Raw genomic sequence first — 25,937 nt, forward strand, 5'->3', positions numbered from 1 at the left:
GTTGAGTCGCAACAAAAAGCCCCCTCGTGAGAGGGGGCTTTCCGATTCAACTGACGCTGAATCTTTTGGAGACTTCAGCCTCAGCCGATGGCGGGTGCTTGCAGAGCCACAGGAGTGGACTCAGCAGCAGCCAGGTCGAGGGGGAAGTTGTGAGCGTTGCGCTCGTGCATCACTTCCATGCCGAGGTTGGCGCGGTTCAGCACATCAGCCCAGGTGTTCAGGACGCGGCCCTGACCATCAAGGATGGACTGGTTGAAGTTGAAACCGTTCAGGTTGAAAGCCATGGTGCTGACGCCCAGGGCAGTGAACCAAATGCCGACCACAGGCCAGGCAGCCAGGAAGAAGTGAAGGCTGCGGCTGTTGTTGAAGGAGGCGTATTGGAAGATCAGGCGACCGAAGTAACCGTGGGCAGCCACGATGTTGTAGGTCTCTTCCTCTTGGCCGAACTTGTAGCCGTAGTTCTGGGACTCGCTCTCGGTGGTTTCACGCACCAGGGAGGAGGTCACCAGGGAGCCGTGCATGGCGGAGAACAGGGAGCCACCGAACACACCTGCGACGCCCATCATGTGGAAGGGGTGCATCAGGATGTTGTGCTCTGCCTGGAACACCAGCATGAAGTTGAAGGTGCCGGAGATGCCGAGGGGCATGCCGTCAGAGAAGGAACCCTGACCGAAGGGGTACACCAGGAACACGGCGGAAGCAGCAGCCACGGGTGCGCTGTAAGCAACGCAGATCCAGGGGCGCATGCCGAGGCGGTAGGAGAGTTCCCACTCGCGACCCATGTAGCAGAAGATGCCGATCAGGAAGTGGAAGACAACCAGCTGGTAAGGACCGCCGTTGTACAGCCACTCGTCGAGAGAAGCAGCTTCCCAGATGGGATAGAAGTGAAGGCCGATGGCGTTCGAGGAGGGCACAACAGCACCGGAGATGATGTTGTTGCCGTAGATCAGGGAGCCAGCGACGGGCTCACGGATGCCGTCGATGTCGACGGGGGGCGCTGCGATGAAAGCAACGATGAAGCAGGTGGTGGCAGCCAGCAGGGTGGGGATCATCAGCACACCGAACCAGCCCACATACAGGCGGTTGTTGGTAGAGGTGACCCACTCACAGAAGGACTGCCAGCCATTGGCGCCGGAGCGCTGCTGAATGGTGGTGGTCATGAGAACGGAAAAGAATGCTCCGAAGAGCGGTTACGGAAGGGCAGGATGCCCTGCCAACCATGAGTGTAAAGCAACATTGCGGAAGTTGTCGAGAGCTTTATGAAGTCGTTGTGAAGAAGCGTTGAGCTCCGCCCCGTCTCGACCCTTGGGGAGTGCTTGTTAGCGTCCGGCCATGGACGATTTCCCTCAGCAGTCAGCGCTTGCAGCCTCGGGCTCCGCCGCAGGAGAGCGCGTGTTGCTGGTGAGGCTTCCATGCAATCCCATTTTTCCGATCGGGCCGATTTACCTGGCGGACCATCTGCACAAGTGCTTCCCAGGGTTGCCCCAACGCATTCTCGATCTGGCTGCTCTGCCGGTTCTGGACGTGCACCGCGTTCTGCGGATCACGATCGATCAGTTTCAGCCCACGCTGCTGGTGTTTTCTTGGCGGGATATTCAGATCTATGCCCCGGTGGATGGACGCGGCGGTAACCCTCTCCAAAATTCATTTGAGGTGTTTTATTCGCGCAATCCCCTGAAACGCCTGCACGGTGCCTTCGGTGGACTGCGTTTGATGACCAGTCACTACGGAGAGCTGCGTCGCAATCAAGCGCTTGTGAAGCAAGGCCTGCATCGCGCGCGTCGCTATCAGCCTCAAGCCAGAGCCGTTCTTGGCGGTGGAGCTGTGAGTGTGTTTTACGAGCAGCTTGGCCGCTCCCTGCCGAAAGGAACCATCGTCTCCATCGGGGAAGGGGAACCTCTGCTGGAGAAGCTCCTCAACGGCCAGAGCCTGGATGGCGAACGTTGCTTCGTCGTCGGAGCGCCTCCACGTCCAGGCCTGATCCATGAACAGCCGGAGAGCCGTCCGAAGACGGCCTGCGATTACGACTACATCGCCTCGATCTGGCCCCAATTGGATTGGTATCTCGAGGGCGGCGATTTCTACGTTGGCGTCCAGACCAAGCGGGGCTGCCCTCACAACTGCTGCTACTGCGTGTACACGGTGGTGGAGGGCAAACAAGTCCGCCTCAATCCCGTGGACGAGGTGGTGAAGGAGATGCGCCAGCTCTATGACCGCGGCGTTCGCGGTTTCTGGTTCACCGACGCCCAGTTCATCCCGGCACGGCGCTACATCGAAGATGCCAAAGAGTTGCTGCGCGCGATCAAAGCCGAGGGACTCACGGATATTCGCTGGGCTGCTTACATCCGTGCCGACAACCTCGACCCCGAGTTGGCCCAACTCATGGTGGACACCGGCATGAGTTACTTCGAAATCGGCATCACATCAGGGTCTCAGGAGCTCGTGCGCAAAATGCGCATGGGCTACAACCTGCGCACGGTTCTCGACAGCTGCAGGATGCTGGCGGAGGCCGGTTTCAACGATCACGTGTCTGTGAATTACTCATTCAATGTGATTGATGAGCGCCCCGAAACCATTCGTCAAACCGTGGCTTACCACCGCGAGCTCGAGGCGATTTTTGGCGCCGATCGTGTGGAGCCAGCGATTTTCTTCATCGGTTTGCAACCGCATACCCATCTCGAGCAATACGGATTCGACCAGGGATTGATCAAGCCCGGTTACAACCCGATGAGCATGATGCCTTGGACGGCCAGAAAGCTTCTCTGGAATCCAGAGCCCATGGGCAGCACGTTCGGTCGGGTGTGTTTGGAAGCCTTTGATGCGAACCCATCGGATTTCGGTCGAACGGTGATGGATCTGCTGGAACGGGATTACGGCACTTCAACCCTCAATGAAGCCCTGCGGGCTCCGGTTCAGGGGCGTGGTGCTTTAGCTAACGCCGTCAGCTGAAGAGCCAGCACAACGGTGAGAGCGGCGATTCCCACCAGGCCTCCCAGGGGATTGGGGTGGGCCCCTCCGGGGCCGATGAGCCACTGCGGTGCGCTTGGCGAAATCTGAAGCAAGCCTCCTTGAAGAGCGAACCATCCGCCGACAAGCCCGCCGTGCAAGCCGACGCATCCCCAGAGGGAACCGTCATTCAGTCGTCTCTGTACAGCTAAAACCAGGCCGAGCAGGGTGAGTCCCACGAGCAGGCCCAGCATGGGGAGAACACCGAGATTGAATCGGGTGTGCACCAAGCTGAAAATCACGGCCTGGGTCACAATGGCGGTGCGAGGCCCGGTGAACTGCGCGAGTTCTCCCCAGAGCCATCCTCGGAATAACAGCTCTTCGGCGAGTCCTACGCCGAAGCACAACGCCAGGGCATTGAGAGCATCCGCAGCGCTGAGTTCGCCGAGCCAACGTCCCCAGGACCCGACGATGAGCGGCAGGCTGACCAAGGTGAGCAGTCCAACCGACTGAACGAGACCTGTTATCAGGCATCGCCCTGAGGACGGCCCCTGTCTGCGGCTGCGCAACCCCAGGATTCGCCAAGGCTGGCGACTGCTCCAGCGTTGCCTGACCCAGCTCGGAAGGATCACGACAAAAAGCACCAGGCTCAAGGCGGTGCCGATCAGGCTCAGCCTCGATGCTGTGGTCTCTGGGAGAACGAGCAGCAACGGCTGCGTCAGCATCCAACCCAGCCCATAAAGCGCAGGGATCAGCACAATGGTGGCGATCCAGCGCGGACGGGCTTGAAGCAGGCTTTTCCAGGTCTGGACGATGGACTTGACGATCAGTTCTCCGGTTCGATGGTGCTGGTGAGTCCCTTGCCCTTCAGGGTCTCGCAATAGAACTCCGCGGGCTCGAGGTCGCAAACGATCACCAGGCCCACGCCGGTGTTGTGCGCTTCGAGCATGACCGCCATGGCGTCTTGCTCGCTGAGCTGCGGGACCACTTGCCTGAGCGTGGAGACCACGTACTCCATGGAGTTCACAGGGTCGTTGTGGAGCAGCACCTTGTAGCGCGGCGATTGCTTGCGCACGCGCTCAGGGGCTTTCTCCAGCACAGCTGCTCCACCAGGGGTGCGGCTGGGGGTCTCCACGGCCATGACCATCGCGCTCAGCTCCTGCAAATCTAAAGGGAATCCGAACACGTCTCCTCAGAGTGCCTTGATCCTGGCCATCGCTTCGTCCACGTTGGCCCGGCTGTTGAAGGCTGAAAGGCGGAAGTAGCCCTCACCTGCGGCACCAAACCCGCTGCCGGGGGTTCCCACCACATTGGCTTTGTTGAGCAAGTGGTCGAAGAAGCCCCAAGAGTCCATGCCATCAGGGGTCTTGATCCACACGTAGGGCGCGTGCTCGCCTCCGTAAATCGTGAGGCCTGCTGCACTGAGCTCGCGGCGGATGATGGCGGCGTTCTCCATGTAGAAGCTCACCAGACCCTTCACCTCAGCCTGGCCGGCTTCGGAATACACCGCTTCGGCACCGCGCTGGATGATGTAACTCACGCCGTTGAACTTGGTGCTTTGACGGCGGTTCCACAGACTCCAAAGCTCCACGGCCTCACCGTTGGCGGCCTTGCCCTTCAGCCCCTTTGGCACAACCGTGAAAGCGCAGCGCGTGCCCGTGAAACCAGCATTCTTGGAGAAAGAGCGGAATTCGATGGCGCAATCACGCGCTCCTTCAATCTCAAAAATCGAATGGGGCAGGCTGGGATCCTGAATAAAGGCTTCGTACGCCGCATCGAACAGGATCAGCGCATCGTTGGCACGGGCGTAATCCACCCAGGCCTTCAACTGTTCCTTGGTGGCAACGGCCCCGGTGGGATTGTTGGGAAAACAGAGGTAAATCAGATCCACAGGATCCGAGGGGATCTGGGCCGCAAAGCCGTTGTCGGCGCTGATCGGCAGGTAAGTCAGCCCTGAATAACGGCCTTCATCGCCCGCATCACCGGTTCGGCCGGCCATCACATTGCTGTCCACATACACCGGATACACGGGATCGGTGACAGCCACACGATTGCCTTCCCCCAGGATGTCGAGGATGTTGCTGCTATCGCATTTGGATCCGTCAGAGACGAAAATCTCTTCAGCACTGATGTCGCAGCCGCGGGCCTTGAAATCGTGGGTTGCGATCGCCTCACGCAGCCAGCCATAGCCCTGTTCAGGTCCATAGCCATGGAAGCCCTCAGCTGTTCCCATCGCATCGATGGCGGTTTTCATGGCGTCGCGGCAGGCCTGGGGCAGCGGCTCCGTCACATCGCCGATCCCAAGGCGGATCAGGGCGGCATCGGGATGGGCGGCACTGAAGGCTTTCACACGACGGCCAATCTCAGGAAAGAGATAGCCAGCCTTGAGCTTGAGGTAGTTGCCGTTGACCTGAACCACGGTGAAATCGATTTCTGCGGGCATCCTGCTACATACGATGCAGGAAGCCGGGTCGGGACGTCTTGACCGTCTCCCTGAATACAGAGCTCCAGGCAGTGCCGTTCGATGCGCTCGTGGATGCGGGCATCAACCGGCCCGCTCGCTACATCGGCCATGAGCTTGGGGTTGTTCCCCGGGACTGGACCGGAGCACAGGTCCGTTGGGCACTCACCTACCCCGAGGTTTACGAGGTCGGAGCCAGCAACCTCGGCCACATCATTCTCTATTCGATCCTCAATGCCGTTCCTGGCCAGGTTTGTGATCGGGCTTATTTGCCAGCATCCGACCTCGCGCAGCGCTTAAAAGAGAAGGATCAGGCGTTGTTCGGGGTGGAGAGCCGCTGGCCTCTGAACAGCTTCGACATCCTTGGATTCAGCCTGAGTTACGAGCTTGGTGCCACCAACATCCTCGAGATGCTGGCCTTATGTCATGTGCCGATCCGCGCGCACGACCGTGGAGACCTTCCCCTGAATGCTCCTGGCGCTCCGCCGCTGATTTTCGCCGGAGGGCCAACAGCCACGAGCAATCCGGAGCCCTATGCCCCGTTCTTCGATTTCATCGCCCTCGGCGATGGTGAGGAGCTCCTCCCCGAAATCGGATTGGTGGTGGCTCAGGCCAAGGCCGATGGACTGACCCGTTCCCAGCTGCTGCGGGATCTGGCCCAGGTGCCCGGGGTCTACGTGCCATCTCTTTATGAAACGGGTGAGGACGGCATCACCCTGCAGCCGATTGATGCGGACCTGCCCCAGCGCGTCCTGCGCCGGGTGGCCACACCGATGCCCCACTACGCCATGGGCCTGGTCCCACACGTGGAGACGGTGCATGACCGACTCACGGTGGAAATTCGCCGCGGCTGCACCCGTGGCTGCCGTTTCTGTCAGCCGGGGATGCTCACACGCCCTGCACGGGATGTGGAGCCGGAAGCGGTGATTGAGGCAGTGGAAGCCGGAATGGAGCGAACCGGATACAGCGATTTTTCGCTGCTGTCTCTCAGCTGCAGCGACTACCTCGCCTTGCCGGCTGTGGGGGTCGAGCTGCGCAACCGCTTGGCCGACCGCAACGTCACCCTTCAGCTACCCAGCCAGCGGGTGGACCGCTTCGATGAGGACATCGCCCACATCCTTGGGGGCGCCAGGCAGGCCGGGCTCACCTTCGCCCCTGAGGCCGGGACCCAGCGGCTGCGCGACATCGTGAACAAGGGTCTGACCGATGAGGACCTGCTGCAGGGCATCCGCACAGCGATGCAGAACGGTTACCGCAAGGTGAAGCTCTATTTCATGATCGGGCTGCCGGGTGAGACCGATGCGGATGTGCTCGGCATCGCCGAAACCTGTCGGATGCTTCAGGACTGTTGCCGGGATCTCGGTCGCCTCAGTCTCAACATCACAATCAGCAACTTCACGCCCAAGCCGCACACGCCGTTCCAATGGCACAGCGTTTCCACGGAGGAGTTCCTGCGCCGTCAGCAGCTGCTGCGGGACGCCGGGCGCAGGTTGCGCGGGGTGCGATTCAATTTCACGGATGTTCGCCTCTCGGCCATGGAGGATTTCGTGGGCCGCGGAGACCGTCGCTTGGCACCGGTGATCGAAGCAGCATGGCGTGCGGGGGCAGGAATGGATGCCTGGTTCGAAGCGCTTGATCGCACGTATGAGGCCTGGACCGGAGCCATCGCTGCAGCCGGGCTTGCGGGGCGCTACCGAGACATGGAGCTCGGGAGCTGGAGTGCGGTGGCTGCGCTTGAGCGGCACGATCTGCAGGCGTTCTGCCGTCAGCCACTTCCCTGGGATCACATCGACAGCGGAATCGAGAAGCAGTGGCTTGCCGATGATCTCCAGCAAGCGCTAGCCGCCACAGTTGTTCCTGACTGTTCCTTCGAGGGCTGCAGCAGCTGCGGGGTCTGTGGTCCTGATCTGGGGCACAACGTTGTGGTGCCGCCTCCATCGGTTCCCGAAGTACGGCCTCAACGTGCTCCGGCCAGTGAGCGCATCTGCAGGATCCGTTTCCGCTTCAGCAAAACCGGTGCCATGGCTTTGTTGAGTCACCTCGACCTGGTGCGTCTGTTTGAGAGAGCACTGCGCCGATCAGGGCTGCCGGTGAGCTTCACGGGAGGATTCCATCCCCTGCCCCGCTTGCAGTTGGCACTGGCGCTTCCTCTTGGTGTCGAGGCCGAGGGTGAGTGGATGGATCTGGAATTCACTGAATCGGTGGACCCTCAAGTCGCTCAGGAGTCCTGGCAGGCCCGGTTGCCGCCTGGGCTGCGGCTCCTGTCTGCGCAAGAGGTTCCTGTCTCGTCTCCGAGCCTTTCCCAAAGGATTGTGTTCAGCCGCTGGTGCTTCACGTTGCGTGCGCAGTCCAGCGCCGATTGGGAGGGCGCGATCGCCCAGATGCTCGGCGCCGAAGAGCTGATCTGGGAAGACACCGATAAGAAAGGACGACCTCGGCGTCGTGACGTCAGATCTTTGCTGAAGACCCTGCGTCAGATCTCTGGGGATGGTGCCGATGCAACCCTGTCAGCCAGGCTGGAGCTGATCGCTGCTGTGGATGAACAGGGGCGCAGTCTCAAACCCGCCCAGCTCTGCCATTGGCTGTCTGAGCGACTGGGGCAAGAGCTGGTGCTCTCGCAAGTGCGGCGCATGGAGTTGGGGCTCCGGCGGTGCTAAATTCGATTCAGAACGGCACATCAAGGGTTTACGCCACAGATCCGTTCCGGTCTTCTTGTCCAGATTCGTTGGTACGAGAGGTCCATCGCCTCTTATTCAATCGCGTCTTCACGTCGATTGTTCTGAAAGGAGTGATTCACTCCGCATCATTTCAGCCTTCGGGCTTCTCTCTCCAATTCCCTTCCGTGCGGTGCGCTGTTCAGTCCACCGATCGGCTTCTGTCCTGACGGGCGTCGTCAGTTCTGTTTATGCCCCAGCAAATTGTCATCGCTGAACAGCTGCGCATCGCAGCGGTTCTGACTGATGACCGCGTCGATGAGCTGATCGTGGCCCAGGGCCGTTATCAGATTGGTGATGTTTACCTCGGCACGGTTGAAAATGTGCTGCCGGGTATTGATGCTGCGTTCGTCAATATCGGTGAAAGTGAAAAAAATGGTTTCATCCACGTCACCGATCTAGGTCCTCTGCGCCTCAAGAAAGGTGCTGCCGGTATCACGGAATTGCTCGAGCCTCGCCAAAAGGTGCTCGTGCAGGTGATGAAGGAGCCGACCGGCACCAAAGGTCCCAGGCTCACAGGAAATTTGGCCCTGCCGGGGCGGTACCTCGTGCTGCAGCCCAGTGGCCAGGGGGTGAACATCTCTCGGCGCATCAGTTCGGAAGGCGAGCGCAATCGCCTGCGTGCCCTTGGGGTGCTCGTCAAACCACCCGGCGCGGGTTTGCTGATTCGCACCGAAGCCGAAGAGGTGAGCGAAGAACTCCTGATCGATGATCTGGAGTCTCTGCTGCGTCAGTGGGAAGCCATCCAGAAGGCTGCAGAAACGGCCTCACCCCCGGTGCTTCTCAATCGCGATGAGGATTTCATCCACCGAATCCTGCGTGATCACACCGACCCAGAGCTCAGCCGCGTGGTTGTCGATGATCCAACGGCCGTCGAGAGAGTCAGTGGATTTCTCGGCGGGGATGGGGCGCACGTCAGTGTCGAAGCCCACAGCGAGCCCGATGAGCTCCTTGAGCATTTCAAGGTCAATGCAGCCATCCGCGATGCCCTGAAGCCCAGGGTTGATCTTCCGTCTGGCGGCTACGTGATCATCGAACCCACCGAGGCGCTCACGGTCATCGACGTGAACTCGGGTTCCTTCACCCGCTCGGCGAATGCCAGGGAAACGGTGCTTTGGACCAATTGTGAAGCAGCTGTTGAAATTGCACGGCAGCTCAAGCTGCGCAATATCGGCGGCGTGATCATCGTCGATTTCATCGACATGGATTCCCGTCGTGACCAGCTTCAGCTTCTGGAGCACTTCACCACGGCGATCCGTGACGATTCGGCCCGTCCCCAGATTGCCCAGCTCACCGAGTTAGGCCTGGTGGAGTTGACCCGCAAGCGCCAGGGCCAAAACATCTACGAATTGTTTGGCCGTGCCTGTCCCAGCTGTGGCGGTCTTGGCCACGTCGCTGTTCTGCCCGGTAAAGATCTGCTCCAGCCTCTTGCCACGGCGACGGGGCTGGTCCGGTCGGCTGCATCAGCGCGCGCTGATGCCTCGGGGGCCACGGAGTCAGCCAATGGCCGTCGTCGGCGAGGTGGCCGCGGACGGCCTCAGGTCAGTGCGGAGAGTCCGGTCCTCGAGGAAGGCTTGGAGCTCGGTGTGTCCGGGGAATCGTCCAGTGACGCCATCGAGCCAGCACCGGCGACTCGGCGCCAGGATCCTGAATTGGTGGCTGTTCCCATGGATGAGGAACAGGAAAAGGTGTATGGCTGGCTTGGTTTGAACCCTGTGCTGCTTCTCGACCCGCCGCCAGCCCAGGACAATCTTCTGGTTCGCGTGGTTCGCCCTGGGGAAGACGCGGACGCCGTTCTCGAAGAAGCCCGGCAGCAGATGGCAGCTTCATCAGGCCGGCGTCGGCGCCGCGGTGCTCGCGGTGGCCGGGGTGCTGGCAGCAAGAGCGGACAGGGTCCTGCTGGGGGCACGCCAGCCGCCGATGCCGAGGTGCAGGCTCCGCCTCCCATGGAGTCGCCGCTGTTGGTTGAGATCACGCCCCTTGAGGTGGTTCCAGTCCCAGAGCCGTCCGCCCCTCCTCCTCCAGTGGAGGCCGAGCCCTCGCCCAGTGAGGCGCTGCAGGAGTCCAGCAGCGAAGGAGCTGAGGAGCGGCCCGGCCGTCGTCGTCGGCGCTCATCGGCCACGGCAGGGTGACCGTCGGTGTCGATGAGGTGGGCCGGGGCTGTCTGTTCGGGCCAGTGTTTGCAGCAGCGGTCAGCCTCACGGGCGCGGCAGATGCTGAGCTCACAGCGCTGGGGCTGACCGACAGCAAGGCCCTTTCCGCCAAACGGCGGGCTGATCTCGTGCCCCACATCCAAGCCAAGGCTTCGGCCTGGGCTCTGGGCCAGGGATCAGCAAGGGAAATCGATGCCCATGGCATCCGGGTGGCCACGGAACTGGCCATGCTCAGGGCCCTGCAGAAGTTGCCGATCCAGCCCGAACTTGTGCTTGTGGATGGCGTTCTGCCGTTGCGCCTCTGGCCAGGGCCTCAGCGCACGATTGTGCGCGGTGACAGCCAGGAGGCCTCGATCGCTGCTGCCAGCGTTTTGGCGAAAGTGGCCCGCGACGGGCTGATGTGCCGCTTGGCCGAACGCTTTCCTGAGTACGGCTTTGAACGTCACGCTGGCTATGGCACTGCACTGCACCGCCAGGCTCTGATCACGTCCGGCCCCACGGCATTGCACCGGAAGTCTTTTTTAACTCGGCTGTTCCCCAGGGATGATGGTCTGCGTTGATGGTGTGTTTTGGCCTTCTCGGGCATGTCGGCACCAGTCTTGAAAGTCGTTGACCAGTTGGCGGCCGACTCTGCCTTTGATCGTGATCAGGATGCCGTTGAGGATCGATTCACCCGTACTTTCTAAAACCCGCTTGGGAATCAGTCGCAGCAGCGGGGGTTGGCTGACATTCACAGCAAGCGTTGCCTCTCCCTGGAGCCCGCGATCCGTCGCTTCCAGAGATGCTTCGAGGGTGAGTTGGAAGTCATCCACCAGACCCACACCCTCAATCGTTGCATCTGTGGCCTTGATGCTGAGGACGCCTTCACTGAGTCCGACGGCTAAGGAAACGACCGGTTGCACCTGCAGTTGAAACACCTGGAGTGTGGTGACTGTGTAGGTGTAAGTCCCGTCTCCTGTTTTCGAAAGCTGCTGAGGATCGAGCAGAGCTTTGATCACGCGGTCCTGTTCCTGGAGGTAAGCCCTGAGGAGCGCGCTCTGGGCCACGACCGGAAGATCGAGCTTTTGACTGGCTTTGAAGGCCAGAGCCATGGACCTTCTGCTGACGCGGCATGATCCTATCGATGCAAGGGACGGTCATTCATGCCGATGCGCTTGGCCTTTCTGGGGCCCGAGGGAACCTACGGAGCACGGGCGGCAAGGGAGATGCTCACCCTTGAAGGCATCCCCGATGGAGAGCTGGTGGCCTGCACCGGATTGCGCGCGGTTGTGGAGCATGTGGCCGACGGCCGTTGCGATGCTGCTGTGGTTCCAGTTGAGAATTCAGTGGAGGGCGGGGTGACCGCCAGCCTCGATGCCCTCTGGTCGCATCGGGACCTCTCCATTCGCAGAGCCGTGGTGCTGCCGATTCGCCATGCCCTGCTCAGCAGCGGATCGCTGCAGGACATCAAGGAAGTGCTGTCCCATCCTCAGGCCTTGGCGCAATGCAGCGGCTGGCTTGCCACCCATCTACCAGGAGCCTTGCAGCTCCCTACCAGCTCAACGGCTGAAGCCGCGCGCATGGTGCGAGGGAGCCGCTTCCGTGCAGCGATTGCTGATCGCGCCGTTGGCGAACGCCTGGAGTTGCAGCAGCTTGCCTTTCCTGTGAATGATGTGGCTGCGAACTGCACCCGCTTTCTCCTTCTCCAACGGGGCAAACGCTTGCGCGAGGGAGATGTGGCCAGCCTGGCCTTTTCGTTGCATCGCAATGCGCCTGGAGCGCTGATCGAGGCGCTCCAGGCCATTGCCGGGCTCGGACTGAACATGAGTCGGATCGAATCACGCCCCTCGAAGCGGGAGCTCGGTGAATACGTGTTCTTCGTGGATGTGGAGCTGCCCAAGGGAAAGGCTTCCGAGATTCTTGATGCACTTGAGGCCCACCTCCAACCGCTTTGTGAGCATCTGTCCCAGTTCGGTGCCTATCCGAGTTCTGATCTGTCCTGATCGTTGGCGAGGCGAAACACACCGAATTGCATCATTCCCCGGGCAAAGGCCCAGCGCATCAACAACAGGGTCGGTGTTTCGCGCAACCCCTGAACGATGGCTGATGGACCGAGTCGCAGCACTGCTGCGGGGCGTCGCAGGCCTTCCAGAATCGAATCGTTCCAGGAGGGCAGCGTGGCTTGATTCCAATTGGCCACTGCGATCGGACCTTTGGAATAAGCACTGGTTTCCAGGTTGTGCTGCAGGCCACGGATGCTGGCGAACTCAGGGTGCGCCCATTGCGTGAGCAGCTGATGCATCACCCAACGTTCTCGACCGTTCAATGGGCCATCCAGAGGATCCCGACGATTCCAATCCGCGACGGCCAGCAGTCCGCCAGGGCGGAGCATGCGTAGCAGTTCATCGGCGTAGCGCTGTTTGTCCGGCATGTGCGGACCGGCTTCCACACTCCAAACCGCATCAAACCCCCCATCGTCCAGTGCCAGATCAAGGGCATCCATCACGGCGAATCGGCAGGTCATTCCCTCCGGTGTGAGTTCGGTGGCCCGACGGATCTGTGCTGGGCTGATGCTCACTCCGAGAACGTTAAAGCCGTAATCCCTGGCAAGAATTCTGGCGCTGCCGCCGATGCCACAGCCCACATCCAGCACCTTCGCGCCAGGTGGTAGTTGATCCAAACCACTCCAGCGCACCAATTCATGAACGAAATCAGCCTTGGCACGCCGGAAATCCTTGCTGCGGGGGGGAGCCCCGTAGTGACCGAGGTGCACATGCTCACCCCAGAGGGTTTCAAGAAGCCTGTCCTCCGTCCATGCGTCGTACGCCGAAGCCACACTCTCGCTTGAGAGGTAAGCGCGATTGCGGCGTGTCCACAGCGCGTAGGCACCAACGGCAGCGGCAGCGCCAATCGCCGCTGGTCCGAGAAAAGCAGGCAGGGGCATCAGTCGTTATCCGAATTGGAAGACGACAGGGTGTCGCGTAAGACAGTGCGAGCTGCGAGTTGACGGCGCGTCTCGTCCAGCATGCTGAACTCCTGTTCAAGCCGGCTGCGCGTGCTGGTGAGCTCTAGCAGTTCTTGTTGTTGATCGGCAACAGGTCCGCCCAGGTGGGCGCCAATCCAGAAGGACAGTTCTCTGGGAAGGTCGGGCAGATCCTCAGGCAGTGCAGTCGGAGAATCTGTGAGCTTGCCCGTGAGCTCGACGACATCTTTCAAGGCTGACGCCACCGACTCCTTCAAAGTGTGGAGCGACGCCATATCTTCAACCGGATCGTCCTCGATCCAACTGACCATGGCGGAACGGAACGGTGTGTCGCGGGTCACGTTCAGAACCCGAAAGCGCTGCTGGCCCAGCGTGACGATATTGCTGCGTCCATCGTCACCGGTTTGATGCTGGATCACTTCGGCACAGCAGCCGATGGAAGCCATGCTCTGGCTCCGGGGATCCCAGCGGACGATGCCGAAGCGTCTGTCAGTCTCCAGAACGCTTTGAAGCATCATCCGATAACGGGATTCAAAGATGTGCAACGGCAGCACATCACTCGGAAAGAGCACGACATCCGGCAGAGGGAAAAGAGGAAGTTCTCTGACGGACAGGTCAGCCACGCATGCATCAATAGGGCCATTGATCTTAGGAAGCTGACCGGTTGATCGAGCTGTCTTCAGAGCTTCACTTCGATATCAACGCCACTGGGCAGATCCAGTTTCATCAGGGCGTCGATGGTTTTTGCCGAAGGGCTGTAGATGTCGATGATGCGCCGATGGGTACGGGTCTCGAAGTGCTCGCGGGAATCCTTGTCCACGTGAGGAGAGCGCAGCACGCAGTAGATCTTGCGCTTGGTGGGCAGGGGGATGGGGCCGATGGCAGTCGCTGCCGTGTTGTCGGCCGTTTCAATAATCTTGTCGCAAGAGAGATCCAGCATGCGGCGGTCAAACGCCTTGAGACGGATGCGAATCTTCTGCTGAGCGATGGCAGTTGACATGAAGCGCTTTGGTATCTCCTGAGGAGATCACGAGAGGTGGATTGTCGAGGTGCAGTTCAGCTGGTGTGAAAACAAGCTGATGCCATTCAAAAAGATTAGGGGATGACCCGACCGCGGTCGGGTCATCCCCAAGGAGACGAGCTCTAGATCACTCGATGATCTTGGAAACCACGCCTGCACCGATGGTGCGGCCGCCTTCGCGGATGGCGAAACGCATTCCCTGTTCGATGGCCACCGGGCAGATCAGCTCGCCGGTCATCTTGATGCGGTCACCAGGCATCACCATTTCCACATCGCTGCCGTCGTCAGCAGTGAAGGCGGTGATCTGGCCGGTCACATCCGTTGTACGGATGTAGAACTGCGGGCGATAGCCAGCGAAGAACGGGGTGTGGCGACCACCCTCTTCCTTCTTCAGCACATACACCTCACCCTCAAACTTGGTGTGGGGGGTGATGGAGCCTGGCTTCACCAGCACCATGCCGCGCTCGATGTCTTCCTTCTGGATGCCGCGAAGCAGAAGGCCGACGTTGTCTCCGGCCATGCCCTCGTCGAGCAGTTTGCGGAACATCTCAACACCGGTGACGGTGGTCTTGCGGGTGTCTTTGATGCCGACGATTTCGATCTCTTCGCCAACTTTGACGATGCCGCGCTCGATACGACCCGTGGCCACGGTGCCACGACCGGTGATCGAGAAGACATCCTCGATCGCCATCAGGAAAGGCTTGTCAACCTCGCGCTCAGGCTCGGGGATGTTGGCATCGACAGCTTCCATGAGCTCATCGATCTTGGCTTCCCACTCGGCTTCTCCTTCGATGGCCTTCAGGCCAGAGACCTGAACCACGGGGATGTCGTCGCCGGGGAAGTCATAGCTGGAGAGCAGTTCACGGATCTCCATCTCCACCAGTTCGATGATCTCCTCGTCATCGACCATGTCGCACTTGTTCAGTGCCACCACCAGCGCGGGAACGCCCACCTGCTTGGCCAGGAGGATGTGCTCCTTGGTCTGGGCCATGGGGCCATCGGTTGCGGCACACACCAGGATTGCGCCGTCCATCTGGGCGGCACCGGTGATCATGTTCTTCACATAGTCCGCGTGACCGGGGCAGTCCACGTGGGCGTAGTGACGGGTGTCGGTTTCGTATTCGACGTGAGCGGTATTGATGGTGATGCCGCGCTCGCGCTCCTCTGGGGCGCCATCGATGTCGGCGTAATCCTGAACCTTGGCCTGACCTTTCTTGGCCAGCACGTTGGTGATCGCGGCGGTGAGGGTGGTTTTGCCGTGGTCAACGTGGCCGATGGTGCCGATGTTGACGTGAGGCTTGTTCCTTTCAAACTTCTCGCGTGCCATTTTTGTAAAGAATCGAGGGTGTGGATTAGGGGAGTTTAGAGATCAGGAATTGCCCTGATTCTTGGAGATGATGGCCTCGGCCACGTTGCGAGGAACATCCTCATAGTGGCTGAATTCCATCGAGAAAATACCCCGACCCTGGGTCATGGATCGGAGCTCGGTGGCGTAGCCGAACATCTCGGCCAGGGGCACCTTGGCCGAGACTTTTGACGTGCCATCGTCAATTGCCTGACCTTCAACCTGTCCTCGACGGGAGGACAGGTCGCCGATGATCGAGCCGAGGAAATCCTCGGGGACCTCGACCTCGACCTTCATCATCGGTTCAAGAAGTACAGGGTTGCACTTCTTGACGGCATCTTTGAAGGCCATGGATCCGGCGATCTTGAAGGCCATTTCCGACGAGTCCACATCGTGGTAGGAACCGTCGATCATGGTGACTTTCACGTCGATCAGCGGATAACCGGCGATCACGCCTGATTCGCAGGTCTCTTTCATGCCCATTTCGGAGGGCTTGATGTATTCCTTGGGCACGACACCACCAACGATCTTGTTGATGAATTCGAATCCGGACTCCGGCTCACCGGGTTCCATTTCGATCACGACGTGACCGTACTGACCCTTACCTCCGGTTTGCCTGGAGAATTTGCCTTCGCCGCGGGAGGAGGCGCGAATGGTTTCCCGGTAGGAGACCTGAGGAGCACCGATGTTGGCTTCGACTTTGAATTCCCGCAGCATGCGGTCCACAAGAATCTCCAAGTGGAGTTCTCCCATGCCGGCAATCACGGTCTGACCCGTTTCCTGATCCGTGTTCACACGGAAGGTGGGGTCTTCTTCGGCCAGAGCAACCAGGGCCTTGGAGAGTTTCTCCATATCACCTTTGGTTTTGGGCTCCACGGCCACGGAGATCACTGGCTCGGGAACGAAAAGGGTCTCAAGCACGATGGGATCCTCGGCAGAGCAGAGGGTGTCTCCGGTTGTGGTGGCCTTCAGGCCCAGCACGGCTCCGAGATCGCCGGCGCGCAGTTCGTCAACCTCCTCCCGATCGTCGGCTTTGAGCACGACGAGGCGGGAGATGCGTTCCTTGGAGTCTTTCGTGGAATTCAACACGTAGCTTCCCTTCGCAAGAACGCCGGAATACATCCGAACGAAGGTGAGCTTCCCGTAGGGATCAGCCATCACCTTGAAGGCGAGTGCGCTGAAGGGAGCCTTGTCATCAGAAGGACGAACCGCTTCTTCGCCGTTCGGCAGCACACCCTGTATGGGGGGCACATCGATCGGAGCCGGGAGGTAGTCGACAACGGCGTCAAGAACGAGCTGCACACCCTTGTTCTTGAAGGCGGAGCCGCACAGAACGGGGACCAAGCCGTGCTTGAGAACACCTTTACGGATGCCGGCTTTGAGCTCTTCAACGCTGAGTTCGCCTGTTTCGAGGAACTTTTCGATCAGCGCTTCGTCAGTTTCTGCAACGGCTTCCATGAGATAGGTGCGCCATTCGGCGACCTGATCCTTCATGTCGTCCGGAACATCCGTGACTTCGATGTTCTGGCCCAGATCATCCTTGTAGATGTGAGCCTTGTTCTCCACCAGATCGATAATGCCGCTCAGATCACCTTCGGCACCGATGGGCAGTTGGATCGGCGCTGCATTGGCTTTGAGGCGATCCTTGATCTGACCGTGAACTTTGAGGAAGTCCGCACCGGTGCGGTCCATCTTGTTCACGAACACCATCCGGGGAACGGAATAGCGATCGGCCTGACGCCAAACAGTTTCCGACTGTGGTTGAACGCCGCCAACAGCACAGAACACAGCGATCACACCATCGAGCACTCGCATGGAGCGCTCCACCTCAATGGTGAAATCGACGTGCCCAGGGGTGTCGATGATGTTGATGCGGTGATCGTTCCAGCTTGTGGAGATAGCGGCCGCGGTGATGGTGATGCCACGTTCCCGTTCTTGGGCCATCCAGTCGGTCACGGCGGCGCCATCGTGCACCTCACCGATTTTGTGAACCACACCTGAATAAAACAGGATGCGTTCGGTGGTAGTGGTTTTGCCGGCATCAATGTGAGCGGCAATACCGATATTTCTGACGCGTTCCAGGGGAAAGGCGCGAGCCACAGGAAACTCCGGGGTGGGGCGTTAAAAGGCGGGTGAGACTCTACAGGTCAGCCTCCGGCCAATGAGGCCGTCAGGGCAACCTCAAATCAGTAGCGGTAGTGAGCGAAGGCTTTATTGGCTTCGGCCATCTTGTGCGTTTCTTCGCGCTTGCGAACAGCGCTGCCAGCCTCGTTGGCGGCATCCATCAGCTCACCGGCAAGCTTCTGGGCCATGCTGCGGCCGTTGCGCGCACGCGAGAAGCTCACCAGCCAGCGCAAGGCCATGGCGGTGCCCCGTTCTTGACGAACTTCCATCGGCACCTGGTAGGTGGCACCACCCACGCGACGGGCGCGCACCTCCACGAGGGGTGTGGCGTTTTTGACAGCGGTTTCGAACAGTTCGATTGGGTCACCACCAGTGCGCTCGCCGATCAAGCTGAAGGCATCAGACAGGATGCGTTGCGCCGTGGACTTTTTGCCGTGCTTCATGAGCCTGGCGACAAGCATCGTGGCCAGGCGGTTGTTGAACTGAGGATCCGGGAGAACCGGACGCTTGACGGCGGCATTACGGCGTGACATGGACTGTCAGTGGGGGAGAACGATGAATGGTGGTGGGATTGAACGGGTGAGCAGGCGATCCAATCAATGGATCGCTTCACATCACTCCTTGGGCGTTTTGGCGCCGTACTTCGACCTGGACTGGCGGCGATCCTTCACGCCAGCTGTGTCGAGCGTTCCACGAATGATGTGGTAACGGACCCCTGGCAGGTCTTTGACACGGCCTCCGCGGATCAGCACAACCGAGTGCTCCTGAAGGTTGTGACCAATGCCACCGATGTAGGCCGTCACCTCGAAACCAGACGTGAGGCGTACACGCGCCACTTTGCGAAGAGCGGAATTCGGCTTCTTCGGGGTGGAGGTGTAGACACGCGTGCAGACACCACGGCGCTCAGGGCAGGACTTGAGCGCGGGTGATTTGGTCTTCGCTTTAGAGCTCTGGCGCTCGGTGCGGATCAGTTGCTGAATGGTTGGCATCGACGGTCGGTATGCGGCCGGGGACCCGACCTGGTTCGACAATCCACCACATTACCGGGTCGACCTCCCTGATCTGTTCATTGCCTGCTGAAAGCGCTGCCACAGGCGCAGCAGCGCACTTGATCACTGCTGAGAATCAGGAATCCACCGCCGCTGATGTCGCTTCGGTAGTCGAGGGTGAGCCCCTGAAGCAGTTCGATCTGGGGTTCAGGTGCATGGAGGGTGACACCGTCGGCCCTGGCCACCGGTCTCCCAGAAAGATGTCCAGGCTGAAGGCGGATCACGTGTTTTTCGCAGTGTCCGTGCTGAAGATCAAGGTGCATCAGCCCTGGCGTCCCTGCCACTGAAGCCTGGCGGCCGAGTTCGGCAGCAGCTGCTGCAGTGATCTGAAGGATTGCGCCCACCGTCTTGCTTCAACAGATGAATTCAGTGTCGCAGCTTTCCCCTTCAGGGTTGGATGAACCCCAACCCGTTCTGAACTCTCGGCGGCACCCCCCGACCTGTCATCACGGTTCGATTCGCGATGAGCATGGTGGTGGAGCTTCCACCATCGAGATTGAGAGCGTCGCTCAGGCCCAGTTGCTGTAGGGCCAGCGTGGTTTCCAGCAGCGTTGGATCGCCGCCGCTTTGCCCTTCAAGCGTCAGCATCCAGCGGTGCTTGGTGTCTTGTCCCACAACAGTTCGAGGGGCGGCCTGGCCCAGAAATCCTGGGCTGAATCCCTCCTGACGGCCGCTTAACACCACTCTCCCTTCCTTCAACAGCAAGGGGCCGCCCGCCATGACCTGACGGCGTTCTCCCACCGGGCTCGACACCTTCAAGCGAATCTCGGCTTCGTCGCCGGGCTTGGCGGGGAGGGGCGCTCTGGCACGAGCGACGATGAGGGATGCCCCTCGGGGAATCGGCACGCCTCGAGCCAGTTCAGCCTGCGAAAACTGATCGGAGACGCGCCCTTCGCGGACCAGGATCGCCTGTTCCTCACCGCTGAGAGAGCGGTACGTGGGGCCCCAGGCCCGGGTGTACCGGCTCAATCCCCGCTGCACGTAGCCGCTGTTCAGAAATCCAAGTCCCCAGCGACGTCCACCGTTCACGCGCAGTTCCTGATCGAGGCGAAGACGGTCGAACAGAAGCGGGCCCGGACCATCCCAGCCCACCGCTCCACGGTTGAGGATCGGACCTGAAAGCCAGACTCCGTCGAGGCGCACGGCTCCAAGGGGGAGTTGACGCACGCGATTGAAAAATCCGCCGTTGATGGCGACCAGGGCCTTCGCAGGTTGGGCGAGTTGGTTGAGAAACCGCAGCCCGGTCTGCGCTCTGATCGGAGCCAGTGGACGCAGCAGCAAGCTCTCGTTGCCCAAAGGCCAACCAGCGCGGTAAATCCTCAGAGGCTTGACCCCAACCTGCACCGTCCGACTGTCGAGGATCAGCCCTTGGCGAATGGCGTTCTGGATCTCGGGGGAAAAGCGCGCTGCCTGAAACGGCGAGGTGCGAGCCCTCGTCTTGGAGACCGATCGGCGCTGGGTCCCGTCCATGACGATGCGCCAGGGGGATTTGAGCGTGAAAAAGTCGAGGTCACCGCCTTGGCTCGTCAGTCGCAGGATGCTTTGGCGCGCCTGTGGGGAGAGGCCCAACCGGCGCAGCCGATTGTTTTGGGATCGGTTGCTCGTAACACCCAACACCAACCCCTGCTGATCGCGTTGGACCAGAGCCGGCGCTGAAAGGTCGAGCACCACGCGACCCGCCGTGCTACCCCGGCCCTGACGGATCGACACGATCCGCGCTGATGGCAGCGACAGTTCGAGGGTTGTCTCACGCCGCTGCACCGAAACGTCGATGGCGCGCATCCAGGGCAAGGCATTCACCGCCACCTCGTCCTTCAAGGTGCGTGTCTCGAGATCAGTCAAACGTCGATTACGCCCGAACCATTCCAGCTGCTCACCCGCGGCCGTTGTTGTTCTGCGGAATCCAAGGCGACCCGTCAGGACGTCTAGGGGCAGCCAGAGTTGATCGGAGGATCCTCCCTTGCCTGTGATCCAAAGCCAGGCGCTTTTTTGCGAGATCTCTCCAATCCTGATTGTGCTGCCGATGCTCTGACCGGCTTGTCGCACGTCAGCGACGGGAGCAGGGGGGGGAGGCGGTAACGGCATGAACTCGACGCTAGCCGGGCTGATCAATCCTTAGGATTCGAGATTGTCCCGCCATGGATCGCTGATTCCAGGGGCGGTGTATGTCTGATTCCTTGAAGGTCATGTCTCATCCCACCGGATCCCTCTGGCCCTACAGCGACAGCGCTGCGCCTGAGGCGGTGGCCGGTGAGAAAGATGCCTGCGGGGTGGGTTTCCTGGCGCAATTGTCTGGGGAAACCAGCCACTGGGTGCTGCAGCAGGCCCTGCGCGGCCTTGGTTGCATGGAGCACCGCGGCGGCTGTGGTGGTGATGGTGATTCCGGTGATGGTGCCGGCGTGCTCTGCCAAATCCCCTGGACTTATCTGAAGGCGGTCTGGCCTGAGGCGGCCTCCGCCCGTGGTCTCGGGATGATGTTCATGCCCCAGGACCCCGAGAGGCGGGAGCTGGCGCGCCGGTTCTGCAAGGAGGAAGCTGAGGCGCTCGGCCTCACGTCCATCGGCTGGCGAGAGGTTCCAGTGGATTCTTCCGTGCTGGGCCCCATGGCGCGGGAGACCGCCCCAGTGATCGAGCAGTGGAGCCTTGCCGGCGGCCCCGATGGTGACGCCTTCGAGGCTTTGCTGCTGCGCCTGCGTCGCCGGATCGGTGCCCGTGCCCGCCAGGCCTGGGGGTTTGAGAGATCCCGTGATCTTTACGTGGCCTCATTGAGCAGCCGCACCGTTGTGTACAAGGGCATGGTGCGCTCCGAGGTGCTGGCGCAGTACTACGCCGATCTGCGCGATCCGCGCTTTGAAGTGAGCTTTGCGGTGTACCACCGCCGTTTCAGCACGAACACCCTGCCCCGCTGGCCCCTGGCTCAGCCGATGCGGTTGCTGGGTCACAACGGAGAAATCAACACGCTTCTGGGCAACCTCAACTGGGCCAAGGCCTCTGAAGCCAGCCTCGCGGACGTTTGGGGTGAAGCTGCGAATGATCTCAATCCCGTGGTGAACCCGGCGTTCAGTGATTCGGCCAACCTCGACGCCACCCTGGAGCTGATGGTGCGCAGCGGTCGCTCGATCACCGACAGCTTGATCACCCTGGTGCCCGAGGCCTTCCGCAACCAGCCGGATCTGGAGGATCGCCCTGCAGTGACGGCGATGTACGAATTCAATGCCGGCATCCAGGAGCCCTGGGATGGTCCGGCCCTGCTGGTGTTCGCCGATGGCAAACGGGTGGGTGCCACGCTTGATCGCAACGGGTTGCGCCCCGCGCGCTGGTGCACCACCGCCGACGGTTTCGTGATCATGGGATCGGAAACCGGTGTGGTGGATCTCAGCGGCAAAACCGTGGTTCAGAAGGGCCGTCTCGGCCCCGGCCAGATGGTGGCTGTGGATCTGGAGAACGGCCAGCTGCTCGACAACTGGACCGTGAAGGAGGACGCGGCTGGACGCTTCCCCTACGGCGACTGGCTGCAGCACCATCGCCGCAGTGTGGAAGCCCAACCCTGGACCCAGGACCGTCAGATCGGTGAGTTGGAACTGTTGCGGCTGCAGACCGCCATGGGCTTCACCGCCGAAGACTTCGATCTTGTGATCGAAGATATGGCCGGACTGGGTAAGGAACCCACCTACTGCATGGGAGACGACATCCCCCTGGCGGTGTTGTCGGACAAACCCCACCTGCTGTACGACTACTTCAAACAACGCTTCGCCCAGGTCACCAACCCGCCGATTGATCCCCTGCGGGAAAAGCTGGTGATGAGCCTGGAAATGCATCTGGGTGAGCGCCGGCCGGCGCTGAAGCCCCAGGCCGAGGCGGCCGCCGTGATCCACCTGGATACGCCGGTTCTCAATGAAGCCGAGCTTGCGGCGATCAGCGAGCAGGGACTTCCCGTTGCCACCCTCTCCACCCAGGTGGCCGTTGAGGCCTGCGCTGGTGGTTTGTCATCGGCCCTGCAAAGGCTGTGTGAATCGGCCGAGGAGGCTGTGCGCGGCGGTGCCCAGGTGTTGGTGCTCTCCGATCGTGTTGATGGCTCCGGTGCTGCTGCCCAGCTCACCGCCACCAGCGTGGCGATGCCGGCCCTCCTGGCCGTGGGGGCGGTGCATCATCACCTTCTGCGTCAGAAGCTGCGTCTGCGCTGCTCCTTGGTGATCGACACCGCCCAGTGCTGGAGCACCCACCACATGGCCTGCCTGATCGGTTACGGCGCCAGTGCGGTCTGCCCGTGGCTCACCTGGGAGACCACCCGCCATTGGCTTGCCCACCCCAAAACCCAGAAGCGGATCGAGCAGGGCAAGCTGCCCGCCCTCGATGCCGACAAGGTGCAGGCCAACGTGCGCGTTTCCCTGGAAAACGGCCTGCGCAAGATCCTCTCCAAGATCGGCATTTCGCTCCTGGCCAGCTATCACGGCGCTCAGATCTTTGAAGCGATCGGCCTCGGTGCCGATGTGATCGACACCGCGTTCAGCGGCACCACCAGCCGTGTGGCGGGCATGACCCTGGCGGAGCTGGCCAATGAAACCCTGTCACTCCATGCCAAGGCCTTCCCGGAGCTCAACCGCAGCAAGCTCGAGTTCATGGGCTTTGTGCAGTACCGCACCGGCGGCGAGTACCACCTCAACAGTCCCGAGATGGCCAAGGCCCTGCATGCGGCGGTCAAGACCGGGCCTGGTTACGACCATTTCTCCACTTACAAAACCCTGCTGGAGAACCGGCCGGTCACGGCGCTGCGGGATCTGCTGGAGTTCAAGCTGGCCCCAACGCCGCTGCCCCTGGATCAGGTGGAGAGCGCGGAAAGCCTCTGCAAACGTTTCTGCACGGGGGGTATGAGCCTCGGGGCGTTGTCGCGAGAAGCCCATGAGGTGCTGGCGGTGGCGATGAACCGCATCGGCGGCAAGAGCAACAGCGGCGAGGGTGGTGAGGACCCGGCCCGTTTCCAGGTTCTTCACGATGTGGATGCCGAGGGCCGCTCGCAGGCTTTCCCCAGCATCGGCGGCCTCCGGAATGGCGACACCGCCTGTTCGGCGATCAAGCAGATCGCTTCCGGGCGCTTTGGCGTGACAGCCGAATACCTGCGCAGCGGCAAGCAACTGGAGATCAAGGTGGCCCAGGGGGCCAAGCCCGGTGAGGGCGGCCAGCTGCCCGGCCCCAAGGTGGATGACTACATCGCCTGGTTGCGCAACAGCAAACCCGGTGTGGCCCTGATCTCACCGCCACCCCATCACGACATCTATTCCATCGAGGATCTGGCTCAGCTGATCCACGATCTGCACCAGGTGCACCCCAAAGCGCCGGTGAGCGTGAAGCTGGTGGCCGAGATCGGCATCGGCACGATTGCCGCCGGCGTGGCCAAGGCCAATGCCGATGTGATTCAGATCTCCGGCCACGATGGGGGTACCGGAGCCTCGCCGCTGAGTTCGATCAAGCATGCCGGCAGCCCCTGGGAGCTGGGTCTCACCGAGGTGCACCGCAGCCTTCTCGAAAATGGCCTGCGGGATCGGGTGCTGCTGCGGGCCGATGGCGGCCTCAAGACCGGCTGGGATGTGGTGATCGCAGCCCTGCTGGGCGCTGAGGAGTATGGCTTCGGCTCGGTGGCGATGATCGCTGAGGGCTGCATCATGGCCCGCGTCTGCCACACCAACAATTGCCCGGTGGGCGTGGCCACTCAGAAGGAGGCCCTGCGCAAGCGCTTCACCGGCGTGCCCGAGCACGTGGTGAATTTCTTCTGGTACGTGGCGGAAGAAGTGCGTCAGCTGCTGAGCCTGCTCGGCGTGGCCAAACTCGAAGATCTGATCGGTCGCAGCGATCTGCTTCAACCCCGTGCGGTGCAGCTGGCCAAAACCCAGGGTGTGGATCTCTCCAGTCTGCTGGCACCGATTCAGGGTTCAGAAGAGCGCTCCTGGCTGCGTCACAGCGCTGAGGCCCATGGCAATGGCCCGATTCTTGAGGATCAGCTTCTCGCCGATGCCGAGCTGATGGCGGCGGTGGAGAGCCACGGTTCCCTGAACCGCACGATCGCGATCATCAACACCGACCGCAGTGTCGGGGCCCGTCTGGCCGGTGAGCTGGCCCAACGCCACGGCAACCGCGGCTTCAAGGGCCAGCTCAACCTCACTTTCCAGGGCGCCGCCGGCCAGAGCTTCGGCGCCTTCCTGGTGCAGGGCATGAACGTGCGCCTGGAAGGGGAAGCCAACGACTACGTGGGCAAGGGCATGAACAGCGGATGCATCAGCCTGGTGCCAGCCGACGGCTGCGCCAATCCCGGTGATCAGGTGATCCTCGGCAACACCTGCCTCTACGGCGCCACGGGCGGTGAGCTGTTTGCCCACGGCCGTGCTGGTGAGCGTTTCGGGGTGCGCAACAGCGGCGCTCGCACCGTGGTGGAGGGAGCTGGCGACCACTGCTGTGAGTACATGACTGGTGGTGTGGTGGTGGTGCTGGGCAGCACCGGCCGCAATGTGGGTGCCGGCATGACCGGTGGCGTCACCTTCCTGCTCGATGAGGGTGATCGCGTCACCGCCAGGGTCAATCCTGAGATCGTTGCGGTCTGCAGCCTCACCACTTCGCAGCAGGAGGAAACGCTCAAAGAGCTGTTGGAAGCCCACGTGGCCGCCACCGGCAGCAGCAAGGCCTCAGCGCTGTTGGCCGACTGGGCCGCGGCCAAGGGACGCTTCAAGGTGCTGATTCCGCCGAGTGAGCGGGCAGCCATGGGTCTGGTGGATCAGCAGGCGGTGGCGGCCTGAACAGGCCGCTTTCCATGCCCTGGTTTGTCAAACACGAAACCTTCACGGCGGAAACGGCCGCTCTCCCGCTCGAGCAGCGTCGGTCTCACCTGGAAGCCCACCGTGCCTGGGTTGAGCAGCAGCTCGAAGCTGGGGTAGTCATCACGACGGGCTTCCTGGTTGATCACGAGGGCCTGCCGGGAGGAGGGGGTCTGCTTCTGGTTGAGGCTGAAAGCTACGCGCAGGCACTTGCGTTAGTGCGGGGCGATCCGATGATTGCGCGTGGCCTCGTGGACTGGACCCTGCAGCAGTGGATTCCTGTGATGGGAGTGCCGTTGATGGCGACCCTGTCTCCAGCTCCAGACCGGCCCGACTGAAATTCCACTGCTGGATCGCCG

General features: G+C 61.2%; 21 protein-coding genes. 7 read left to right on the top strand and 14 right to left on the bottom strand.

What is annotated here, in order from left to right; genetic code table 11:
- Positions 1 to 80: 80 nt before the first annotated feature.
- Positions 81 to 1,160, bottom strand: a complete 1,080-nt coding sequence (gene psbA, locus SynBMKMC1_RS02240) for a photosystem II q(b) protein (protein WP_006040880.1) — start codon at positions 1,158 to 1,160, stop codon at positions 81 to 83.
- 172 nt (positions 1,161 to 1,332) lie between these two features.
- On the opposite strand from psbA, the gene SynBMKMC1_RS02245 reads away from it, so the two are divergent.
- Positions 1,333 to 2,949 carry a photosystem II high light acclimation radical SAM protein gene (locus tag SynBMKMC1_RS02245; RefSeq protein ID WP_011932291.1) on the top strand — a complete coding sequence of 539 codons (1,617 nt, stop codon included), beginning with the start codon at positions 1,333 to 1,335 and terminating at the stop codon, positions 2,947 to 2,949.
- Here the strand turns inward: SynBMKMC1_RS02245 and SynBMKMC1_RS02250 are convergent.
- The 3 genes from SynBMKMC1_RS02250 to SynBMKMC1_RS02260 form a co-directional block, all read right to left on the bottom strand.
- Positions 2,913 to 3,671, bottom strand: a complete 759-nt coding sequence (locus SynBMKMC1_RS02250) for a CPBP family intramembrane glutamic endopeptidase (RefSeq protein ID WP_255486364.1) — start codon at positions 3,669 to 3,671, stop codon at positions 2,913 to 2,915. The two genes, SynBMKMC1_RS02245 and SynBMKMC1_RS02250, sit on opposite strands and share 37 nt — an antisense overlap.
- 101 nt (positions 3,672 to 3,772) lie before the next feature.
- A complete protein-coding gene (clpS, locus tag SynBMKMC1_RS02255; RefSeq protein ID WP_011932293.1) occupies positions 3,773 to 4,093 on the bottom strand; it encodes an ATP-dependent Clp protease adapter ClpS in 321 nt (106 codons plus the stop codon).
- Positions 4,094 to 4,138: 45 nt separating this feature from the next.
- Positions 4,139 to 5,365: an LL-diaminopimelate aminotransferase gene (locus SynBMKMC1_RS02260; protein WP_186473286.1), complete on the bottom strand. Its 1,227-nt coding sequence runs from the start codon at positions 5,363 to 5,365 to the stop codon at positions 4,139 to 4,141.
- A gap of 62 nt (positions 5,366 to 5,427) precedes the next feature.
- Between SynBMKMC1_RS02260 and SynBMKMC1_RS02265 the strand changes: the two genes are divergently transcribed.
- The 3 genes from SynBMKMC1_RS02265 (at position 5,428) to SynBMKMC1_RS02275 (ending at position 10,834) form a co-directional block, all read left to right on the top strand.
- On the top strand, positions 5,428 to 8,064 hold the full coding sequence (locus SynBMKMC1_RS02265; RefSeq protein ID WP_186472577.1) for a TIGR03960 family B12-binding radical SAM protein: 2,637 nt from the start codon (positions 5,428 to 5,430) through the stop codon (positions 8,062 to 8,064).
- A 248-nt stretch (positions 8,065 to 8,312) separates the two neighbouring features.
- The gene (locus tag SynBMKMC1_RS02270; RefSeq protein ID WP_186472578.1) at positions 8,313 to 10,253 is read left to right on the top strand and encodes an Rne/Rng family ribonuclease; all 1,941 of its coding nucleotides are present in this window, start codon (positions 8,313 to 8,315) and stop codon (positions 10,251 to 10,253) included.
- The gene (locus SynBMKMC1_RS02275) at positions 10,250 to 10,834 is read left to right on the top strand and encodes a ribonuclease HII (protein WP_186472579.1); all 585 of its coding nucleotides are present in this window, start codon (positions 10,250 to 10,252) and stop codon (positions 10,832 to 10,834) included. The genes SynBMKMC1_RS02270 and SynBMKMC1_RS02275 overlap by 4 nt, the downstream gene beginning before the upstream one ends.
- Here SynBMKMC1_RS02275 and SynBMKMC1_RS02280 read toward each other — a convergent pair.
- A complete protein-coding gene (locus SynBMKMC1_RS02280) occupies positions 10,796 to 11,365 on the bottom strand; it encodes a DUF1997 domain-containing protein (protein ID WP_186472580.1) in 570 nt (189 codons plus the stop codon). The two genes, SynBMKMC1_RS02275 and SynBMKMC1_RS02280, sit on opposite strands and share 39 nt — an antisense overlap.
- A 51-nt stretch (positions 11,366 to 11,416) precedes the next feature.
- Here SynBMKMC1_RS02280 and pheA point away from each other — a divergent pair, with 51 nt between their 5' ends.
- Complete coding sequence (gene pheA / locus SynBMKMC1_RS02285) at positions 11,417 to 12,256, top strand: prephenate dehydratase (protein ID WP_186472581.1); 840 nt, start codon at positions 11,417 to 11,419, stop codon at positions 12,254 to 12,256.
- Here pheA and SynBMKMC1_RS02290 read toward each other — a convergent pair.
- The 9 genes from SynBMKMC1_RS02290 to SynBMKMC1_RS02330 form a co-directional block, all read right to left on the bottom strand.
- Complete coding sequence (locus tag SynBMKMC1_RS02290; RefSeq protein WP_186472582.1) at positions 12,232 to 13,197, bottom strand: methyltransferase domain-containing protein; 966 nt, start codon at positions 13,195 to 13,197, stop codon at positions 12,232 to 12,234. The genes pheA and SynBMKMC1_RS02290 overlap by 25 nt on opposite strands.
- The gene (locus SynBMKMC1_RS02295; RefSeq protein ID WP_011932301.1) at positions 13,197 to 13,859 is read right to left on the bottom strand and encodes an LON peptidase substrate-binding domain-containing protein; all 663 of its coding nucleotides are present in this window, start codon (positions 13,857 to 13,859) and stop codon (positions 13,197 to 13,199) included. The genes SynBMKMC1_RS02290 and SynBMKMC1_RS02295 overlap by 1 nt, the downstream gene beginning before the upstream one ends.
- 56 nt (positions 13,860 to 13,915) lie before the next feature.
- Positions 13,916 to 14,236, bottom strand: coding sequence for a 30S ribosomal protein S10 (gene rpsJ, locus SynBMKMC1_RS02300; protein ID WP_006042265.1), 321 nt, complete (start codon positions 14,234 to 14,236; stop codon positions 13,916 to 13,918).
- Positions 14,237 to 14,384: 148 nt separating this feature from the next.
- Positions 14,385 to 15,584 (bottom strand): elongation factor Tu, encoded by a 1,200-nt coding sequence (gene tuf, locus SynBMKMC1_RS02305; RefSeq protein ID WP_186472583.1) that lies wholly within the window; start codon positions 15,582 to 15,584, stop codon positions 14,385 to 14,387.
- Between the two features lie 42 nt (positions 15,585 to 15,626).
- Positions 15,627 to 17,702 carry an elongation factor G gene (gene fusA, locus SynBMKMC1_RS02310; RefSeq protein ID WP_011932304.1) on the bottom strand — a complete coding sequence of 692 codons (2,076 nt, stop codon included), beginning with the start codon at positions 17,700 to 17,702 and terminating at the stop codon, positions 15,627 to 15,629.
- Between the two features lie 86 nt (positions 17,703 to 17,788).
- A complete protein-coding gene (gene rpsG / locus SynBMKMC1_RS02315) occupies positions 17,789 to 18,259 on the bottom strand; it encodes a 30S ribosomal protein S7 (protein WP_011932305.1) in 471 nt (156 codons plus the stop codon).
- 81 nt (positions 18,260 to 18,340) lie between these two features.
- The gene (gene rpsL, locus SynBMKMC1_RS02320) at positions 18,341 to 18,715 is read right to left on the bottom strand and encodes a 30S ribosomal protein S12 (RefSeq protein ID WP_006042261.1); all 375 of its coding nucleotides are present in this window, start codon (positions 18,713 to 18,715) and stop codon (positions 18,341 to 18,343) included.
- A 77-nt stretch (positions 18,716 to 18,792) separates the two neighbouring features.
- The gene (locus SynBMKMC1_RS02325; protein ID WP_186472584.1) at positions 18,793 to 19,119 is read right to left on the bottom strand and encodes an AIR synthase; all 327 of its coding nucleotides are present in this window, start codon (positions 19,117 to 19,119) and stop codon (positions 18,793 to 18,795) included.
- Between the two features lie 43 nt (positions 19,120 to 19,162).
- Positions 19,163 to 20,860 carry a phosphodiester glycosidase family protein gene (locus tag SynBMKMC1_RS02330; RefSeq protein ID WP_186472585.1) on the bottom strand — a complete coding sequence of 566 codons (1,698 nt, stop codon included), beginning with the start codon at positions 20,858 to 20,860 and terminating at the stop codon, positions 19,163 to 19,165.
- A gap of 101 nt (positions 20,861 to 20,961) precedes the next feature.
- Here SynBMKMC1_RS02330 and gltB point away from each other — a divergent pair, with 101 nt between their 5' ends.
- On the top strand, positions 20,962 to 25,560 hold the full coding sequence (gene gltB, locus SynBMKMC1_RS02335; protein WP_186472586.1) for a glutamate synthase large subunit: 4,599 nt from the start codon (positions 20,962 to 20,964) through the stop codon (positions 25,558 to 25,560).
- Between the two features lie 14 nt (positions 25,561 to 25,574).
- Positions 25,575 to 25,916 (top strand): YciI family protein, encoded by a 342-nt coding sequence (locus SynBMKMC1_RS02340; protein WP_186472587.1) that lies wholly within the window; start codon positions 25,575 to 25,577, stop codon positions 25,914 to 25,916.
- The last annotated feature ends 21 nt before the right edge of the window (positions 25,917 to 25,937 follow it).

Origin of the sequence: Synechococcus sp. BMK-MC-1 (genome assembly GCF_014279955.1) — a bacterium.
GTDB lineage: Bacteria > Cyanobacteriota > Cyanobacteriia > PCC-6307 > Cyanobiaceae > Synechococcus_C.